The sequence below is a fragment of the Sinorhizobium meliloti genome (assembly GCF_017876815.1).
Classification (GTDB): Bacteria; Pseudomonadota; Alphaproteobacteria; order Rhizobiales; family Rhizobiaceae; genus Sinorhizobium; species Sinorhizobium meliloti.
Genome location: NZ_JAGIOS010000003.1, coordinates 667,286 through 684,906, shown reverse-complemented (window position 1 = coordinate 684,906; position 17,621 = coordinate 667,286). Strand labels below are relative to the sequence as shown.

Here is a 17,621-nt window from a genome sequence, read left to right as displayed (position 1 = left end):
TTTGGCGGGGACTTGCGATGGGGTGCGTGGGTCGGCCCTCGAAAAGAGCTGTGCCTTTTCCTCTCCAACCACGGTGAGCGCGTCACTGCCGAACGGCGTGATGCTAGAATGCGGTCATGTGGATGCTTTGATGGCGGTCATCGGAGCGTTGGGTGTTCATTTCGCCTTGGCGATGCTCACACTCGGCGGAGGAGCGTCAAGGCCCAAGAAAAAACAACTCTCAGTGATAACAGGCCCGCTCACGGTCGGCGCTTCTGCGGCAATGTTGTGTCGACGCAAAGACAGCGCGAAACTGGATGTGCCAAGCCACTATTTTACGGGAGAATTGCTCGTGAAGCCCCGCATTTCTGTGCTGACGCTTGGCGTCGCAGATCTTGAACGGTCTCTCGCTTTCTATCGTGATGGACTGGGACTGCACACCCCAGGGATCGTGGGTCGCGAATTCGAGCATGGCGCTGTCGCGTTCTTTGATCTTTCGAACGGTGTCAAACTTGCGATCTGGGATCAGGACGATTTGGCTCACGATAGCGGTCTGACGAAAGCGCCTGCCAGCAGCACATCGTTCTCGATCGGCCACAACGTCTCGCAACGAAGCGAGGTGGATGAAGTCATGGAACAGGCACGCGAAGCGGGCGCGGCCATCGTGAAGCCCGCCCAAGAGACGTTTTACGGGGGATATGCGGGCTACTTCACCGATCCCGATGGCCATCTGTGGGAGATCGTGTGGAATCCGGGCAATTTGGCGGAGAGGACTGACTTGAGCCCGCTCCCGTAAGGCTTGAGCTTCCGTAAAGAGCGACGCTGCCGAGTGTTTGCCAGCTAGCCCACGTGATCGATGGCTAAAGTGCCTGCGGGTAGCGGTTTGATGAGCGACTTGGCGGAAACGGTCGGATCCAGCCAATCAGCCCAGGCCTTCGTCAACCTGCTGAGGCTGAACTTCGAGGAGTGCGCTGCGTTGACGGCGGATGCAGATGAGTACGAGGAAGGCAACGCCGGCTCTTCCTCACATTAAATAACGTTAACATGGTTGGACAAAGCCTCAGCCAAAATGGCCAGCGCGAGTGGCGCATTGTATAAGGCGGCTAGAGGGTAGCGCTCAGCCAGCCGTCCGCCGCCTCCCATATAACTAGTCCCGCGACCGCTCGAAGAAGCGCACCGAGCGGGCAGAGTCACAGTTTCTAAGCCTGTCGCCGCAGCCAAATCATCCCCTCACCATCGGTGGCGGCTTTTCGTTTCGAGGATTGTCAATGAACATCCCTTCCCAGCCCACCGCCGAGGCCTGTACCGCATCCGCTTCTATAAGCATTACGGGCATTCACCAGCGTGGCAGTTGGTGCCGCAGACAGTGACTTACTTCGAAGAGAGTGGGTTCGCGCGCCCGGCCGTACCTTCCGCCGGATTTCACGGATTCCTGCGTGGTACCCATCGGTGAAGACGGCAAGGCAATCGGCTTCCTCACCTACGACTGCGGCCGGGAGAGCTGGGATATCACGCTCTCCTACGTGGATCCCGAGCATCGACGGAAACATATCCACACCGCTCTTTTCAATGCTCTTCGCGACAAAGCCAAAGAGCAAGGAAATGTCGTTTCAATCACCTGCGTTACGCACGCCACGCGCCGAAAGCCGCATAGTTGGCCCGAGCAGCAGACAGTGACCAACGGCCATTGGGTCCGCCTCTCACCTCGTCGTCTTCGTCTTGGCCATCAGGCTCCAGAAGCAAACCGGACACACTTCATGCTCGGCACGAGCAGATAGCGTTCGGTTCATGCAGCAAGGGCAGTGGTGATGGCTCGTGCGCTTTTATCCGGGATTCATCGGGCTTAGCCAAGAGGTGATGGATGCTCTACCGCGTCACTGAATACGATTCCGGCTTTATGGGTATGCCGGGCATGGGAGCGCTCATCAACGAGTGGGCGGCCAAGGGCTATTCGCTCCATCAGGCAGTGCGGGAAAGCACATCTCGTTAGGTGCTGTTCTTTTCCTCGAGCAAGTTCACTTCCTGCCCCAATTCAGAAATATGGGGAATCGGACGTCTCTTCACCCATCCGGCCGGCTGCCGAGCTCGGCTTTCTCTGGACCGTAGTCGAGAACAGCTGCAAGGGCCGCCGCATCATCGGCCACTGCGAGGAGGAAAACCTCAGGGCGCCATGGCAAATAGGCCCGCGCCCGAGCAGAGATGCAGGTAAAGCAGTGGTTTGGCTTCGTCCCGGATTTCATCATCACGCTCGATGCCGAATACTGCCGGGCATGTGGCGCGCCCGTCTTCACTATTCGCGGACATAACGTGGAAGAGTTCGTCGGCGTTGTTCGCCGCTATGGCGCAAATGCAGCTGGTGTCCGCGCGATCGTAGATGCCGCTCCCGCCCGCCAGAGATAGCCCTGGCTAAGATTATTGCCCACGCTTGCGGCACATGCCAGCTCAGGGTCGCCTGATCAAATCTCGACGATGAGGCCCTGTTGGATCAAGTCAGTAACATTCACAGAACTGGCATTGAGAGCTTTATCAGCATCAACATATTTATCAGCGGTAAGGGACAAAAATACGGCCTGCGCCCTGCCGCCTTCAGCTTTCACATCTGGCCGATCAATCGTCACGCCCTGATACGTGCCTTGAGGTATGGCGTGACCGCGGATCTCGCAATCTCCGAGAGCTTCAAGGTTGATCAGGTGTTTAGCCATGCAGGCGATTCCTTCTTTGACGGGGCTTTGACGGACGAATGGCCAAAGCGAAGCTTTCTGATGAGGTGAAAACCTACATTGTGCAAGCCCTGGCGTGTTTTGATAGTCCATCTGTCGTGGCGGCCGCAGTCAAGAAGGAGTTCGGGGTCGACGTGAGCCGGCAGCTCGTCCAGAGCCATGAGCCGAACAAGAAGGCAGAGTCGGGCCGGGCGCCACCGCAGAATCACGCGGTACCTGCTCTGGCTCGGCCGATATGGCGTGCTGACGACGGCGCCGGCCGAGGGCGGCGAGCCGTTCCTTGCTGCTATGCCGGTAACAGCATCATCAACTGGGACCGCGATTTCTTCGTCATGGACGAAAGCGGCAAGAAAGCGAGACGGGTTTGAGTGGAAGGACAATCCGAAATTTCGCGTTCTGGTCGACGGGCTCTATGTCTCTACAGTTTATGAGGGCGAAGGCCTGACCACTGTCACGGCAACTGAACCGGTCGCACTCGGCGGCCAGCGGCTCAAGGCATCGCGAATGCCATCATCAACGCCTACCAGCTATCCGGGGACTGGCGTTGGCAGCTTTTCATGTCCGGCCAGGAAACGCTTGTCGCCATCAATGGCGAGGCTCCGAAGACCGTCGGCGCCGGCGTCGTGCACCAGATGATGGGCAGCGACCCGATGACGCCTGATCTGAAATACGTCTCGTCGACGTGCTCAGGCACCCAGAAGCACGAGGACGCGATCGAGAAGCAGAAGGAAGCCGCCGTCATGGCCGGCGCCGGGATGTTCGAACAGGAGAAATCCACACAGGAGAGTGGGGAGGCCAGGCGCCTCCGATTCGCGCGCGAGACTGCCAATCTCATGAGCGTATCGCAGGTCTCTGTGCTGCACTGCTCGAGCGTGGCTTGAAAGCCGCCGCTCGAATGAAGGGGCTGGATGATGCCGACATAGTCGTCGCTCCGCCCAAAGATCTGCTCGACAGCACAATGTCGGCTGCGGACTTCGCGCAATTGTTCGGCGTCTACACTCAGGGCGGCATGTCCTGGGAGACCTTCTACGAACGTGGCCAAGCCGACGGAATCTTTCGCCTGAGCGGGACGCGGAAGACGAATACGCCCTCATCAATCCTGAGGGCGCAGAGGACGAGCGGCAGGCAGCCCTCGTCTGACCTTGATCACTCTTGGCCCTTTGTCTGAAATGGGGCTGGGCGCCGTGTTCATCACCCGGCCTGGCGAGACCGATCCGGCAGCGACGCGGTCGAGCAACGCCATGTCGGTAGTCGTTAGTTCCGCCATCGATTTGCTCGCGAAATTTCTTTTGCTAGCAATTTGGCGCGACATCGGACCGGTATGCAATCACGGAAGCGGGGGATCCCGCGTTTTTCGCTTTGAGCTACGATGTTAGTAGCCGTCTTGCGGCAAATGTACATTGCCGCAAGACGGGCCGAGCCGACACTGCACTCAAAGAATGCTGACGTTCTCGGCTTTCGACTTGCCGGTCTTGCGGTCTTGTCCCAGCTCGTAGCTGACCTTCTGGCCATCCTGAAGAGAACCGCCAAAACCGAGCGCCGAGATGTGAACGAATACGTCTGGGCCGCCATTGTCAGGGGTAATGAAGCCAAAGCCCTTGTCTTGGGCGAAGAACTTTACAGTGCCAGTTGCCATCTTGTCCTCGTTGGTTGCTGAGCATCCCTACACGCAATACCGGTCAATGCCCGGGACGGCAAGAGGTCTCAAGGCGAGCAAATCCTTCGATGGCTTTGCGTAGGTATTTTGCTCGAATGCCTGTTCCCAATTCGGATGGCGGGAGGCGCCGACGTGCTTCAATGGCTCGAAATGGTATCGGCGCGCTTTCTGCTTTCCGCCGGTCGCCGTCGCAGGCGGCCCGCCGCAGCTCAAGCGGGATCGAAGTAAAGCGTCTGCGTAACGAATGGCGCGATCGCCGGAGACCGCAACACCGTCTCGACATCGAAGATAGCAAAGGTCAGCAGGATTCGGCAATTCCTTGGCGAGTTCTTGGACGCCGCGCACCTCGACGGGACCGCGATACTGTTCGGGGCCGGCGTAGGCCCGCCTTTGGTGCGGATGCATTACCGCAAGATCAACTTCAATTGCGGTTCCTACTCCATCTTCAAGTGTTCGCATAACGCGCGCCTCTCTGAATTCGGCTGTCTTATCTTCAGTCTTGGTCATGGTGGCGTTCCTTCCAGGGAATCAGGTGACGTTGAACACCACCAGCCTGCAATGACCGCCTCTCTCAGTGAATTTGCAGAACCTTCAGAACACTACCCGTGGTGGGCGACGCCGTGGGGAAAGGAGTGCCTACTCAAAACCAGGGATACTCGCCGATCTGCTATGCGGAAGACGTAACTCAAGCAATGATTGATGCTTTCAGACGACGGTAGCACTCGTTCTGCCGCGTCTTTCGGTGATGGCTTCGCCATCGATGCTCGCTGCCGCTCAACACGACGATGAATGTTTAAATCGTCGGGCTCTCACCTCGCAGGGAAGCTGGAAATTGCCGCGCCAAATGTCAATGCCCGCAGACCGAGCTGTCTTCTCCGCACCCGCATACGCGCCATGGCTGTACCGGACCCAGTCCAGAGCATTGCCGCTCTCGACGAGCCACCGATTTACTTCGCGGCCGTCGGCGCGAAAACAGACACCGACGAGCCTCTGATATCGATCGCGCTCTCTGATGTCGCACCGGATGGTCGTGACGCCGCAAGAATAGATCAAGCGCGTTTGCCGCTGCCTTTCCGCACCGATAGGTGCCGCCATCTCCGTCTAAGAGGCTGCCTCAAAAAGAATTGAGTGATTTCAGCCAGTTGTGATTCCGTCGGATTTGCAAAGATTCGATGGAGATCACGATGGCCTGGACTGAAACCACCCGGCGCAATTATGTCCGGCGGACGAGCGGATATGCAAGCGATGTCACGGATCGCGAATGGGATTTTGTTGCACCGTTCATGCCTGCGCCACGGCGTCTGGGTCGTCCGCGCAAGACTGATTTGCGCGATGTTTTAAACGCCCTTCTCTATATCGCTTCGACAGGCTGCCAGTGGCGGATGCTGCCGAAGGACTTTCCGCCCTGTTCGACGGTGCAGCGATATTTCTATGAATGGCGGGCAATGGGTCTTTGGCCACGGATCAACCATCACCTCGTCATGGAGGCGCGGGAATTGGAGGGGAAAGAAGCCTCGCCGACAGCGGGCGCGATCGACAGCCAAAGCGTTAAAACGACGGAAAGCGGCGGTATCCGTGGCTTTGATGCAGGCAAGAAGATTAAGGGCCGCAAGCGCCACATCATTGTCGACACGCTCGGGCTGATGGTCGGCCTCATGGTGCACAGCGCCGATATTCAGGATCGCGACGGCGCTCCCGATCTCCTGAAATCCATCAAAAACCGGTGGCCGTGGTTGCTTCATGTCTTCGCTGATGGCGGCTATGCGGGCGACAAGCTCAAAAAGCGGCTGCAGAAAATCGGGAAATGGACACTCGAAATCATCAAACGTTCCGACAAGGCCAAGGGTTTTGAAATCCTGCCGCGCCGCTGGGTCGTCGAGCGGACCTTCGCCTGGCTGGGTCGATGCCGCAGACTGGCCAAGGACTTCGAAAAATCCGTCGCTTCAGCAGAAGCGTGGATCACCATCGCTCACATCCGCATGCTCACCAGACGCCTTGCAAGATATGGATATCGTTGAAACCTTTTCGAGTCCGACTCTAAGCATTTTTGCCAACTTTCCGGCGCATCTACACCGTGCAGCCCACACGGTTGCCTGCGACTTCTAATGTGTCTCTATCGATCACGGAGGCCTGGCCAGTGATCGTGTTTGAGCTTGCCGAGGGGGGCGTAGCACAAGATTGCGCATTGGCAGCTGCAATCCCATCGAAGGACGGATTCCATACTGAACGCGTGCTGGGCGCACTTCAACAATCATGCAGCCAACCAGTTTGGGCGGTCCCCGCCCGTTGCGCTTCGTCCTCGTCGACTGCGCACCAGTCGCAAATCCGACATATGTCGATGCCGACTTCCGCACCTCGATGAAGCACGATCAGTTTATCTGCTTTGCGATACATGTGTGAGGCGACATACGCGCGACTCTGCCCCTCATCGTCAACGATTTCGAAGATATACCTCAAACAAATCACCCGGAGTAATTGTACAATCTGAGGAGTATTCGCCAACGCTTGGGGAGGCTTGTACCTTCCGTCGAAAGGACCGCTTTCCATTCTGCCGGATACGCGGCTCCTTGCGACGAGAGTAACAGCCGGCTTCGTGCCTCGATGGCTTATCAGCGTCTTGACCGCGCGAGACCTCCCTTAGGATTTGGAACAGATATCGCGTTCGGCATAACGCCCCCCTCGCAACTCGAAGCTGGAGTCTAGAAGATTCCTGCTTCAGAGTTTCGGTTGTACCCTGCCTTCATATTGATGATCCTTCCCTTCCCTGGACCTCGCGTCATCGCTCCTGTCTTGGATACAAGCCTCAAAGTTCCGGCAACCGCACGGGTCAGACGAAGATCCGGCTGTGGTGCCGCTCCCCCACGGCGCCTGCGGCTTGGAAGGTGACGATCCGACAGCCGGCCGCCGGGCAGGCTGACGGCCCGCCCGGCTATCATCATGCCAGAGATTCACATCCACGAAGGTGGCCAGCAGACCGTATGATGCAGCGTCGGATCGACCTGTCTCAACGAGATCGCTCGCGTCTCTTTGTTGCGTACAAAAAAGGGCGGCCCGAGCGCCGCCCTTCGGATCCGGATGGATCGTGCTAAGGCTGTCGCCTTATCACATCATGTCCATTCCACCCATTCCGCCCATGCCGCCAGGCATTGCCGGAGCGTCCTTCTTCGGCAGTTCGGCGATCATGGCTTCGGTGGTGATGAGCAGCGAAGCAACCGAGGCTGCGTCCTGAAGCGCGGTGCGAACGACCTTGACCGGGTCGATGATGCCCATGGCGATCATGTCGCCATACTCGCCGGTCTGAGCGTTGTAGCCGAAGTCGTCGGTGTTCTTCTCGAGGATCTTGCCGACAACGATGGAGGCTTCGTCGCCAGCGTTTTCAACGATCTGACGGGCCGGAGACTGCAGAGCGCGGCGAACGATGTTGACGCCGGCGTCCTGATCGTCGTTTTCACCCTTGACGGTGATCTTGACGGAAGAACGCAGCAGGGCAACGCCGCCGCCCGGTACGATGCCTTCCTGAACGGCAGCCCGCGTCGCGTTGAGGGCGTCGTCGATGCGGTCCTTCTTTTCCTTCACTTCGACTTCCGTCGCACCGCCGACGCGGATGACAGCGACGCCGCCGGCGAGCTTGGCAAGGCGCTCCTGCAGCTTCTCACGGTCGTAGTCGGAGGTGGTTTCTTCGATCTGGGCCTTGATCTGAGCGACGCGGCCTTCGATGTCGGACTTCTGGCCGGCGCCGTCGACGATCGTCGTGTTTTCCTTGGTGATCGAAACCTTCTTAGCGCGGCCGAGCATGTCGAGCGTGACGCTTTCGAGTTTGATGCCGAGGTCTTCCGAGATCACCGTGCCGCCCGTCAGGATGGCGATGTCTTCGAGCATGGCCTTGCGGCGGTCGCCGAAGCCCGGGGCCTTGACGGCAGCGATCTTCAGGCCGCCACGCAGCTTGTTGACGACGAGCGTTGCGAGTGCTTCGCCTTCGACGTCTTCAGCGATGATGAGGAGCGGCTTGCCGGTCTGCACGACGGCTTCGAGAACCGGGAGCATCGCCTGGAGGTTGGAGAGCTTCTTCTCGTGCAGGAGAATGAAAGCGTCTTCGAGGTCGGCGACCATCTTTTCCGGGTTGGTGACGAAGTAGGGCGACAGGTAGCCGCGGTCGAACTGCATGCCGTCGACGACTTCGAGCTCGGTCTCGGCGGTCTTGGCTTCTTCAACCGTGATGACGCCTTCGTTGCCGACCTTCTGCATCGCTTCGGCGATGTCGAGGCCGATCTGCTTCTCGCCGTTTGCCGAGATCGTGCCGACCTGGGCGACTTCGTCCGAGGTGTTGATCTTCTTGGCCTTGGCGAGCAGGTCCTTGACGACTTCGGCGACAGCCAGGTCGATACCGCGCTTCAGGTCCATCGGGTTCATGCCGGCGGCAACGGCCTTCGCGCCTTCGCGAACGATCGCCTGGGCGAGAACGGTTGCAGTCGTCGTGCCGTCACCGGCAATGTCGTTGGTCTTCGAAGCGACTTCGCGGACCATCTGGGCGCCCATGTTCTCGAACTTGTCTTCGAGTTCGATCTCCTTGGCGACGGTGACGCCGTCCTTGGTGATGCGCGGCGCGCCGAACGACTTGTCGATAACGACGTTGCGGCCCTTCGGGCCGAGCGTCACCTTGACTGCGTCGGCGAGGATGTCGACGCCGCGCAGCATCTTTTCGCGCGCGCTGCGGCCGAACTTGACTTGTTTAGCTGCCATTTTGAAAGCTCCTGGTTTCGAAATTCCGGAACTGGTCCGGTTTCAAATTGCGGAAGTTTGAAGGGTTGCCGGCCGATCAGCCGATGACACCCATGATGTCGGCTTCCTTCATGATCAGAAGGTCTTCGCCGTTGATCTTGACTTCGGTGCCGGACCACTTGCCGAACAGGATGCGGTCGCCAGCCTTGACGTCGAGCGGAACAACCTTGCCGCTTTCGTCACGGGCACCCGAACCGACAGCCACGATTTCGCCTTCCTGCGGCTTTTCCTTAGCGGTGTCCGGAATGATGATGCCGCCCTTGGTCTTTTCTTCAGACTCGACGCGGCGGACGACAACGCGGTCGTGCAGCGGACGGAAATTGGTGCTTGCCATTGTTTAATCCCTCGATCATTGACACTGCGGATATTTGAACGACCCGGTGGTGGTTGTTAGCACTCTTCACGCGAGAGTGCTAGCTCCGTGGCTGAGATATGCCCCGGCTGAGTGTCAAGCATTGATTCGCAACGGGACAGGCCGGTCGCATGCTGGGATTGCCGATCACGATTACGCCATATCGGTTTGGCATTGCGAACAAGTAGTCGGTTGGACCGATGGCCGAATCCGCCATCGCGATTAATAGCTTGACCACGTTGGCGGCGGCGAAACCGGGCCGCCAGCCTCCACTTGTGATCCTCTTTCTGATCATTGTCCGGACGCGTCTCTGCGGTTGAGTGCGGTTGGCGGTCCGCTTGACAAGGTCAACGGAATCCTCCCGTGGCCTGTGTTCGAGAAGCCTTTGGCCAAAGCGCTGAAGCGCTCCGACGGATCGAAGGGCGGGCGTCCGCCGTTTTCCAGCGGTGCTGATGTTCCAGATCCGGATGCTTCAGGAGCTCTAGAATCTCTCCGACGACTAGGCTGAGTCCGTCATCCAGGACCGGCTGTCGCTCATGCGGTTGCCAGGCCTTTCCCTGTCCGAGAAGGTACCGGCCGCCAAAGACAAGCCCGCCAAGCTCGCGCAGAAGGATCGCGATGCGCGTTGGACGGTGAAGTATTCCAAGGTGAATGCAACCGACGAAAACGCCGTCATTTGGCGCGACCAAGCAGTATGACATCGGCATTCCGATGTTCTGCTCGTTCAGAACAAAGCCGAACTGATCTCGATCAACATTCGCCGGCCGGAGGCAAGAGATGCATGAAACCCCGAGGCTGGTTGGGCGGGGTCAATTTCTCGCTTCGCTTGACAAAAGTGGCCAGCTTCCTGGCGCACCGAGGAGGCGACGTAATCTCGAACTGCGCTAGAGTCATCAACGACTTCGTATCACCGTGCCTCCCCGAAACCAGAGATTGAAGAGACGATACTGAGGGCGGCAGAACCTGTCGATAAGTCTTGCCTTTCTCGTACACTGCCTTCCTTCCGACCGAAATATCTGCAGGTTGCATGCTCGATCTCAATTTGTAACAGCTTGTGGAGAAGATCATTGACGGAATCGCACTCAAACGAACTAAGGCTTGAGCTCACCAGCCGCATCGTGTCCGCTTACTTGAGCCGCAATGTCATTGCTCCCAGCGAACTCCCCCATCTTATTCAGCAAACCTACGGCTCGCTGGGTAAGGCTTCTGAACCAACGAAAACTCCGGCCACAGTCGAGGAGCAACGCCCCGCTGTGCCGATCAAGAAGTCTGTGACCGACGACTTCATCGTCTGCCTTGAGGACGGCAAGAGCTTCAAATCTCTGAAGCGACACTTGATGGCAAAATACGCACTCACGCCGGAGCAGTATCGAGAAAAGTGGAAGCTCCCGGCCGACTACCCGATGGTAGCTCCGAACTATGCCAGAAAGCGATCCGAGCTCGCACGCGCGACCGGCCTGGGAAAGAAATCGGCGGCAAACCTCTCCCCGTCTCTGCAAGCGGTAAGATCGGCCTGAAGTTCGGCTGATTTCGGCTGATACCGTGAGGCGAGAGGTACCGATCGCAAGCGGGTAGGTCACCAAAGGAGGAAAATTCAATGATCGACTGGCGAGACCTGACCCAAGAAGATGCTACTCCACACGGCGTGGACGAGCACGGCAAACACGCCACGACATCAGCAGGCCTACAGAGGTGGCGCGGTTTGTCTGAACAGTTTGGGGCGTTTCTCTAGGTGGATTTCCGCCTCGATTATGCTGCCGCCATCATCGGCGTCAGCGTGTTGAAGTAAGCTTGATCCGGCGTCTGCCGGTCAAGGGATGAATGTGGGTGTCGGCAATTGTAGAAGGTGAGATAGCGGCCGATGCCAGCTAGGGCTTCGGGCACGGTTTTGTAGGCGTGGTATAGACCTCCTCGTATTTGATCGCACGCCAGAGCCGCTCGATGAATTGTCCCGCCACGCGCCATTGCCGACCATCGAGATGTCGATCTCCACCAACCCTGTACGCCGCCGCCATCCGACAACTCTGTTCATCCCCATTGGTCACCGTCGGGAATGCCGAGTTTTCATGACAGCGACGCCGTCCGCATCAGGGCAGATGCCGAGCGCCTTAGGTGGCTTCGACTAGCCAGTCGGCGAACAGCCGCGCCTTTGCCGTTGCGCGCGAATGGATCCTCAGATGAAAGCCGACAGGTGAGGGAATGCTTTCTTGCACGAGCTTGACTAGCCGCCCTTCGTTGACGAGGCTCCCGACGAGCCCGTCCCACCCAAGTACGGCCCCGACATCGTCTTGAGCCGCCTGAAGTGCGATCATGTAATTGTTGACGTAAAAACTGCGGCCCTTCGGGGCCGGACATCCGAGTACGGCAAACCAATCGTCCCAGGCCGTCCAACCGGTCTCGTTGCTGCTGGAATGGATCAAGGGTGCTTTGAGCAGATCCTCGAGCCGGGCAATGCGGTGCTCGGCGGCAAATCGTGTCGTTCCCAGCGCGATAATGTGGTCCTGAAAGAGTTTCCTGTATTCTACGCCGTTCTCCTGCGGGTTGCCGTAATGGATAGTCAGATCGCAACGGCTGGTCATTCCAGGCACATCACTGACGACCTGTGACACGGTGATGGAGGGATGGATCTTCCAGAAGGCCGAAATCTTCGGGGTCAGCCAGAGTGAACTGAACGCCGTAGTCGCGCCGATGGTCACGTCGACGGTTTCGGGGCGCTCGCGGATCTGGGTAAGAGTTTCCGAGATAGCCTCGAAGCCGCGTTGAATGACCACGAAGAGGAGCGCTCCCTTCTCGGTCAGTTCGACACCGCGGTGGTGGCGCAGGAACAGGCTGCATTTGAGGTCCATCTCCAGTGCCTTGATCTGGTGGCTGATGGCCGCTGGCGTCACATTCAGCTCTTGAGCGGCTTTCTTGAAGCTCGCATTTCGCGCCGCCGCCTCGAAGCAGACGAGGGCGGTCATCGAAGAGAATTCATAAGGGCGTGGCATAAGGGTCCCGTTATATGTTCTCCCGCAGGAGTGGGTAGGCTTTGAGATTATTTCAGCTAATCCAAAGTGAAATTTAACGCTATTGCCAGACGGTCCGGTTTGCAAGCATGATTGATCTGAATTGAACCATCGCCCGGGAATTTGCCAATGACAGCTAACCCGACCTCGATTCATCAGCGGCTCGATCGCCGTCTATCGGGCTTCAGCCTGGAGCAGCCCTTCTACGTCTCGCCCGAGGTCTACGCGCTCGACCTGCAGCACATTTTCTACAGGGAATGGCTCTATGCCGTTCCGGCCTGCCAGCTCGCAAGGACCGGCAGCTATGTCACGTTACGCGTGGGCGCCTATGAAGTGGTCATTGTCCGTAGCCGTGACGGTGAAGTCCGTGCGTTTCATAATTCCTGCCGCCACCGCGGATCGTTGATCTGCAAGGCACGCCAGGGGCAGGTGGCGAAGCTTGTCTGTCCCTACCACCAATGGACCTATGAGCTTGACGGTAAATTGATCTGGGCGAACGACATGGGTCCCGATTTCGATGCTTCGAAATACGGCCTGAAACCCGTCAACCTGCGCAATCTCGACGGCCTCATCTATATCTGTCTTTCCGATACGCCGCCGGATTTCCAAACATTCGCACAGCTGGCGCGCCCCTATCTGGAGGTTCACGACCTCAAGGATGCCAAGGTCGCGTTCACCTCTACGATCATCGAGAAAGGCAACTGGAAGCTGGTCTGGGAGAACAACCGCGAGTGCTATCATTGCAGCAGCAACCATCCGGCACTCTGCCGCTCCTTCCCGCTCGACCCGGAAGTTGCCGGTGTTCAGGCCGATGGCGGAGTATCTAAGAAGCTCCAGGTGCATTTCGACCGTTGCGAAGCCGCCGGCACACCGGCGCAATTCGTCCTTGCTGGCGACGGTCAGTATCGCCTCGCACGTATGCCGCTGCAGGAAAAGGCGTTGAGCTATACGATGGACGGCAAGGCCGCTGTTTCCCGGCATCTGGGCCGGGTTGCCCCGCCGGATGCCGGCACGCTCCTGATGTTCCACTATCCGTCGACGTGGAACCACTTCCTGCCGGATCACTCACTCACCTTCAGGGTTATGCCGATCAGTCCGACCGAAACCGAGGTCACGACGACCTGGCTCGTACACAAGGATGCGGTCGAAGGAGTCGACTACGACCTCAAGCGCCTGACGGAGGTCTGGATCGCCACCAATGACGAAGATCGCGAGATCGTCGAAACGAACCAGCAAGGGATCCTCTCTCCGGCTTACGTGCCCGGTCCCTATTCACCGGGTCAGGAAAGCGGCGTCATGCAGTTCGTCGACTGGTATGCGGCCTCGCTGGAGCGCGCCCTTGCGCCGCGTCAAGTGGCTGCGGAGTGAGCAGATGACCCAGTTCAAGCAGCTCAGTTTCTGGAGTGATGCCGAGCCGCTTGAATGCGTCACGCGCACGCCGGAAGCTCCCAATGTGGTGACCTTCAGCTTTCAAAGTCCTTCCGGGGCGCTGTTCAACCATGATCCGGGGCAGTTCGTCACTCTGGAACTGCCCGCGCCGGGCGGACCGCTCTATCGCACCTATACCATCTCTTCTGCACCCTCGCGGCCAACCGCACTGACGATCACGGTCAAAGCGCAGGACGGGTCCACCGGCACACGGTGGATGCTGGACAATCTGCATAGGGCATGCGCATCAGGGCTATCGGGCCGGCGGGAAAATTCTCGATCGTGCATCACCCGACTGATAAATACCTGTTCATCTCGGCCGGCTCGGGCATCACCCCGATGGTGGCGATGACCACCTGGCTCTACGATTCCGGACGCGAGCCGGACATTGTCTTCATCAATTGCGCGCGCCGACCCTCCGAGATCATTCTGCGCGACAGGATGGAACTCATGGCGTCGCGCATCGTCGGCATCGACCTGAAATGGGTGGTCGAAGAGCCAGACCCGTTCCGGCCCTGGACCGGCTACCGGGGCATGTTCAATCAGATCATGCTCGGCCTGATGGCGCAGGATTATCTCGAGCGCGAAGTGTTCTGCTGCGGTCCGGAGCCCTTTATGCGGGCCGTCCGCGAGGCGCTTGCCGGACTTGGCTACGATATGAGCCGCTACCATCAGGAGAGCTTCACGGCGGAGCCGGGGCATGCCGAAGACGTCCCCGAGGATGTGATCCCCGATGAGCAGAACCATGCCGAGATCGCCTTCGCCCTCTCCGGCGTCACGACCAGATGCAGCGAGACGGACACGATACTGGCGGCGGCAAAGGCTGCAGGGCTGGTGATCCCGTCGGGCTGCTCGATGGGGATCTGCGGCACCTGTAAGGTGCGCAAGACCGAGGGCCAGGTCCACATGGTGCACAATGGCGGCATCACGGATGAGGATGTCGAGGACGGTTATATCCTCGCCTGCTGCTCGAAGCCGTTGGGACGCGTAAGCGTCGAGGCATAGCTCCTGAATCGGGACCATCAGTTGCGGCACACTCGGCACAACAACTTGCCGGGAAGCTGGTGAGTTGAGGCTCCCACAGCGAAGAGCCGCTTGACAGGTTAGTATCATGGAATACCATAATACGTAATCTAGAAGAGGGCTACCGATGGCCGCTCGAATACGCAGGGAAGTGCTGGAGGTCTCAAGTTGACAGAAAGGCCCTCTCGTTGGCGGCCCGCGCCAGTCCAGGCAAATGAGAATCTAACGGCGGAAACCGTTAACGCAACGATCGCGAGATTTCTGGCGCGCAAAGGGGGAATGACATGAAGGCGGACGTTTTCGACCCGAGAGCTTTGCGCGAGGCGTTTGGAGCGTTTCCAACCGCAGTGACGGTCATCACCGCCAGCGATCCGGCGGGCAGGCCGGTTGGTTTCACTGCCAACTCCTTTACATCTGTATCCTTGGATCCGCCGCTGCTGCTTGTTTGCCTTGCCAAGACTGCGCGCGACTACCCAGCAATGACCGCAGCCGAGCACTTCGCCATCAACATATTGTCAGAGGCGCAGAAGGATGTGTCCATTAAATTTGCCCGCCCCGCCGAAGATCGCTTCGCTGCTGTCGACCGGGCGAGGGGTCCGAACGGCTGTCCGATATTCGCGCAGGTGGCGGCGTGGTTTGAATGTTCGATGCATGATGTTATCGAGGCGGGCGACCATGTCATGATGGTCGGTCGCGTGACAGCCTTCGAAAGCAGCGGCTTGAATGGTCTGGGCTATGCTCGCGGCGGCTACTTCACTCCGAGAGTCGCGGCAAAGGCCAATTCCTCTGCAGCGGGCGGAGAGATCGGCGCCGCCGCGGTGTTGAGCGCCACGGTGCGCTTTTTCCATTGGGCGACGATAATCTGTCCCTTCCGAGTTACAGCGCCGGGGGCGGTGACCCAGCAAAGACGCTGGCGTCCCACCTCGAACAATTGGGACTGAGCGTCCACGATTGGTTTTCTCTGCTCTATAAGGTCAAGCGGACCGGCGACGGGTCTACTAGCAGGCTGTTGAAAAAGGGCCCTGGCGCATAGGTTCTGGTCGTGATTCACTCGCTTTACTGCGATTTGGAGCTGATGGATGCGCGGCGGCGATGTGAGGACAGGCGAACTCTTCAGCTATGTTGATCTGGAGGATCGTGTTCGAAAAGATCATCCTCTACGGGCTATCCGGCAGATCGTGAACGAAGCGCTCGTTTCACTGGAACGAGATTTGGCAGCACTTTATTCACCGATCACGCGGCCGTCGATCGCGCCTGAGAAGCTTCTGCGCGCCATGCTTTTGCAAGCCATCTATCCGATCCGCTCTGAGCGGCTTTTGATGGAGCGGCTGGAATACGACCTTCTGTTCCGCTGGTTCGTTGGCCTTGGCATTGACGATCCAGCTTGGGACCATTCGGTGTTTTCGAAGAACCGCGACCGGTTGCTGGAAGGCGACATCGCCGCGAAGTTCCTGGTCGCAATCCTTTCGCAGCCCAAAGTAAAGCGGTTGCTGTCAACGGACCACTTCTCTGTCGATGGCACGCTGATCGAAGCTTGGGCGTCGATCAAGAGCTTCAAGCCGAAGGACGGCCCCAGGGGCGATCATGGCGAACCACCGTCGGATGCGGGCGGTCGGAATAAGGAAGCAGACTTCCATGGCGAGAGACGCTCCAACGAGACGCATGCTTCAACGACCGATCCGGATGCGAAGCTTTATAGGAAGGGAAAAGGCAAGGAGGCCAAGCTGTGCTTCATGGGGCATGGGCTGATGGAAAATCGCCATGGCCTGCTGGTCGATGCCTATCTGACAGAGGCCAGCGGGTATGCCGAACGGGTCGCGGCGTTGCACATGATCGGGCCCTTCACTGAGCGGACACAAGCGATCACGCTGGGTGTCGACAAGGCCTATGACACAAAGGACTTCGTAAAAGATTTGCGGTCGATGAAGGTCACGCCCCATGTGGCGCAGAACATCAATGGTCGCCGCTCGGCCATTGATGGACGCACGACGTGCCATTCCGGCTATCGGGTCAGCTTGCGCATCCGCAAGCGCATCGAGGAGGGGCGTTCGGCTGGATCAAAACCGTCGCCGGGCAGGATAAGACGAAGTTCCGTGGCCGCGACCGCGTCCGATGGGCCTTCACCTTCGCGGCCGCCGCCTATGATCTGGTGCGGCTGCCGAAGCTCATGACGGAGACAGGCTGATGGCGAGAGTTTCTCCCTTCGCCAAGGCCTTCGCCGGTCGTTGGCGCATCGTCGAGATGGACAACTGGGACAACGACGTCCTCGATCTCGTCGAAGAGGCGCATCTGACATTCCAGGGCACGGCGGACGGCGAAATCGCGTTCGTCGCGCTCAAGGGCTTTCTCGATGTCCGCTACGGCGCACGCGATGGATCAGCCTGTGCGGAGTTCTCATGGGAGGGACAAGACGAGAGCGACCGGGTCTGTGGTCGCGGATGGGCAGCTCTCGGCTCCGCCGGACGACTTGTCGGGCACTTCTACGTCCACAACGGAGACGATTCAGGCTTCGTCTGCGAACGCGACTGACTTCTTCAACGGCCTGCTAGAGCTCACGAGCAGCGGCATCCCGAAAGAATGGGTCTTCCTCATAGGCGGAACGGTTAGAAGGGCATTTACTGCACAGTCCCCGTTGCCCCGGCGTCACGCTCATCGACAATCTCTTGCCGCTATCATCT

The 17,621-nt window shown here is 58.7% G+C and carries 16 protein-coding genes and 9 pseudogenes; 15 read left to right on the top strand and 10 right to left on the bottom strand.

Features of this window, described 5'->3' with window-relative positions:
• Positions 1-331: 331 nt before the first annotated feature.
• The gene (locus JOH52_RS29755; RefSeq protein ID WP_017268542.1) at positions 332-775 is read left to right on the top strand and encodes a VOC family protein; all 444 of its coding nucleotides are present in this window, start codon (positions 332-334) and stop codon (positions 773-775) included.
• A gap of 44 nt (positions 776-819) precedes the next feature.
• Here JOH52_RS29755 and JOH52_RS36315 read toward each other — a convergent pair.
• Positions 820-912 (bottom strand): annotated as a pseudogene (locus JOH52_RS36315) (SOS response-associated peptidase); the annotation flags it as partial.
• Between the two features lie 452 nt (positions 913-1,364).
• Here JOH52_RS36315 and JOH52_RS36615 point away from each other — a divergent pair.
• Positions 1,365-1,541 (top strand): annotated as a pseudogene (locus JOH52_RS36615) (GNAT family protein); the annotation flags it as partial.
• Positions 1,542-1,679: 138 nt separating this feature from the next.
• On the opposite strand, the gene JOH52_RS36610 reads toward JOH52_RS36615, so the two are convergent.
• Positions 1,680-1,769, bottom strand: a complete 90-nt coding sequence (locus tag JOH52_RS36610; protein ID WP_080590380.1) for a hypothetical protein — start codon at positions 1,767-1,769, stop codon at positions 1,680-1,682.
• Positions 1,770-1,840: 71 nt separating this feature from the next.
• Between JOH52_RS36610 and JOH52_RS36020 the strand changes: the two genes are divergently transcribed.
• Together JOH52_RS36020 and JOH52_RS29735 are read left to right on the top strand one after the other, a co-directional pair.
• Complete coding sequence (locus JOH52_RS36020) at positions 1,841-1,969, top strand: hypothetical protein (protein WP_014531800.1); 129 nt, start codon at positions 1,841-1,843, stop codon at positions 1,967-1,969.
• A 209-nt stretch (positions 1,970-2,178) separates the two neighbouring features.
• On the top strand, positions 2,179-2,379 hold the full coding sequence (locus tag JOH52_RS29735) for a putative metallopeptidase (protein WP_010967377.1): 201 nt from the start codon (positions 2,179-2,181) through the stop codon (positions 2,377-2,379).
• Positions 2,380-2,435: 56 nt separating this feature from the next.
• Here JOH52_RS29735 and JOH52_RS29730 read toward each other — a convergent pair whose 3' ends face one another.
• Positions 2,436-2,681 carry a hypothetical protein gene (locus tag JOH52_RS29730; protein WP_013851091.1) on the bottom strand — a complete coding sequence of 82 codons (246 nt, stop codon included), beginning with the start codon at positions 2,679-2,681 and terminating at the stop codon, positions 2,436-2,438.
• 38 nt (positions 2,682-2,719) lie between these two features.
• Here JOH52_RS29730 and JOH52_RS36310 point away from each other — a divergent pair.
• The 3 genes and pseudogenes from JOH52_RS36310 to JOH52_RS36305 form a co-directional block, all read left to right on the top strand.
• Positions 2,720-2,896, top strand: a pseudogene (locus JOH52_RS36310) (DUF2280 domain-containing protein); the annotation flags it as partial.
• Positions 2,897-3,211: 315 nt separating this feature from the next.
• A complete protein-coding gene (locus JOH52_RS29720) occupies positions 3,212-3,580 on the top strand; it encodes a DUF4055 domain-containing protein (RefSeq protein WP_107592306.1) in 369 nt (122 codons plus the stop codon).
• 14 nt (positions 3,581-3,594) lie between these two features.
• A complete protein-coding gene (locus JOH52_RS36305; protein ID WP_014989928.1) occupies positions 3,595-3,867 on the top strand; it encodes a hypothetical protein in 273 nt (90 codons plus the stop codon).
• A 264-nt stretch (positions 3,868-4,131) separates the two neighbouring features.
• Here the strand turns inward: JOH52_RS36305 and JOH52_RS29715 are convergent, their stop codons facing one another.
• The 3 genes and pseudogenes from JOH52_RS29715 to JOH52_RS29705 all read right to left on the bottom strand — a co-directional run.
• Positions 4,132-4,335, bottom strand: a complete 204-nt coding sequence (locus JOH52_RS29715; protein WP_003535606.1) for a cold-shock protein — start codon at positions 4,333-4,335, stop codon at positions 4,132-4,134.
• 27 nt (positions 4,336-4,362) lie between these two features.
• Positions 4,363-4,815 (bottom strand): annotated as a pseudogene (locus JOH52_RS29710) (hypothetical protein).
• Positions 4,816-5,130: 315 nt separating this feature from the next.
• Positions 5,131-5,458 (bottom strand): annotated as a pseudogene (locus JOH52_RS29705) (thermonuclease family protein); the annotation flags it as partial.
• 82 nt (positions 5,459-5,540) lie between these two features.
• Between JOH52_RS29705 and JOH52_RS29700 the strand changes: the two are divergent.
• Positions 5,541-6,374 carry an IS5-like element ISRm4-1 family transposase gene (locus JOH52_RS29700; protein WP_013851057.1) on the top strand — a complete coding sequence of 278 codons (834 nt, stop codon included), beginning with the start codon at positions 5,541-5,543 and terminating at the stop codon, positions 6,372-6,374.
• A 1,084-nt stretch (positions 6,375-7,458) separates the two neighbouring features.
• Here JOH52_RS29700 and groL read toward each other — a convergent pair.
• Both groL and groES read right to left on the bottom strand, forming a co-directional pair.
• Positions 7,459-9,096, bottom strand: a complete 1,638-nt coding sequence (gene groL / locus JOH52_RS29695; RefSeq protein ID WP_015061278.1) for a chaperonin GroEL — start codon at positions 9,094-9,096, stop codon at positions 7,459-7,461.
• Between the two features lie 76 nt (positions 9,097-9,172).
• Entirely contained in the window at positions 9,173-9,469 is a 297-nt protein-coding gene (groES, locus tag JOH52_RS29690; RefSeq protein ID WP_010968824.1) for a co-chaperone GroES, read from the bottom strand.
• A 554-nt stretch (positions 9,470-10,023) separates the two neighbouring features.
• Between groES and JOH52_RS29685 the strand changes: the two genes are divergently transcribed.
• Positions 10,024-10,185 carry a hypothetical protein gene (locus tag JOH52_RS29685; protein ID WP_010967386.1) on the top strand — a complete coding sequence of 54 codons (162 nt, stop codon included), beginning with the start codon at positions 10,024-10,026 and terminating at the stop codon, positions 10,183-10,185.
• Positions 10,186-10,554: 369 nt separating this feature from the next.
• The gene (locus tag JOH52_RS29680) at positions 10,555-11,004 is read left to right on the top strand and encodes a Ros/MucR family transcriptional regulator (RefSeq protein WP_014531797.1); all 450 of its coding nucleotides are present in this window, start codon (positions 10,555-10,557) and stop codon (positions 11,002-11,004) included.
• A gap of 232 nt (positions 11,005-11,236) precedes the next feature.
• Here JOH52_RS29680 and JOH52_RS29675 read toward each other — a convergent pair.
• Positions 11,237-11,477, bottom strand: a pseudogene (locus JOH52_RS29675) (integrase core domain-containing protein); the annotation flags it as partial.
• A 118-nt stretch (positions 11,478-11,595) separates the two neighbouring features.
• A complete protein-coding gene (locus tag JOH52_RS29670; protein WP_014531795.1) occupies positions 11,596-12,474 on the bottom strand; it encodes a LysR substrate-binding domain-containing protein in 879 nt (292 codons plus the stop codon).
• 147 nt (positions 12,475-12,621) lie between these two features.
• Between JOH52_RS29670 and JOH52_RS29665 the strand changes: the two genes are divergently transcribed.
• From JOH52_RS29665 to JOH52_RS29645, 5 genes and pseudogenes are all read left to right on the top strand, one after another.
• Positions 12,622-13,860, top strand: a complete 1,239-nt coding sequence (locus JOH52_RS29665; RefSeq protein WP_014531259.1) for an aromatic ring-hydroxylating oxygenase subunit alpha — start codon at positions 12,622-12,624, stop codon at positions 13,858-13,860.
• A 4-nt stretch (positions 13,861-13,864) separates the two neighbouring features.
• Positions 13,865-14,925 (top strand): annotated as a pseudogene (gene stc4 / locus JOH52_RS29660) (stachydrine N-demethylase reductase subunit Stc4).
• Between the two features lie 302 nt (positions 14,926-15,227).
• Positions 15,228-15,976 (top strand): annotated as a pseudogene (locus JOH52_RS29655) (flavin reductase family protein).
• 46 nt (positions 15,977-16,022) lie between these two features.
• Positions 16,023-17,128: pseudogene (locus JOH52_RS29650) on the top strand (IS5 family transposase).
• Positions 17,128-17,472 carry a hypothetical protein gene (locus JOH52_RS29645; RefSeq protein ID WP_014531790.1) on the top strand — a complete coding sequence of 115 codons (345 nt, stop codon included), beginning with the start codon at positions 17,128-17,130 and terminating at the stop codon, positions 17,470-17,472. Before JOH52_RS29650 ends, JOH52_RS29645 begins: the two are co-directional and overlap by 1 nt.
• Positions 17,473-17,621: the final 149 nt, after the last annotated feature.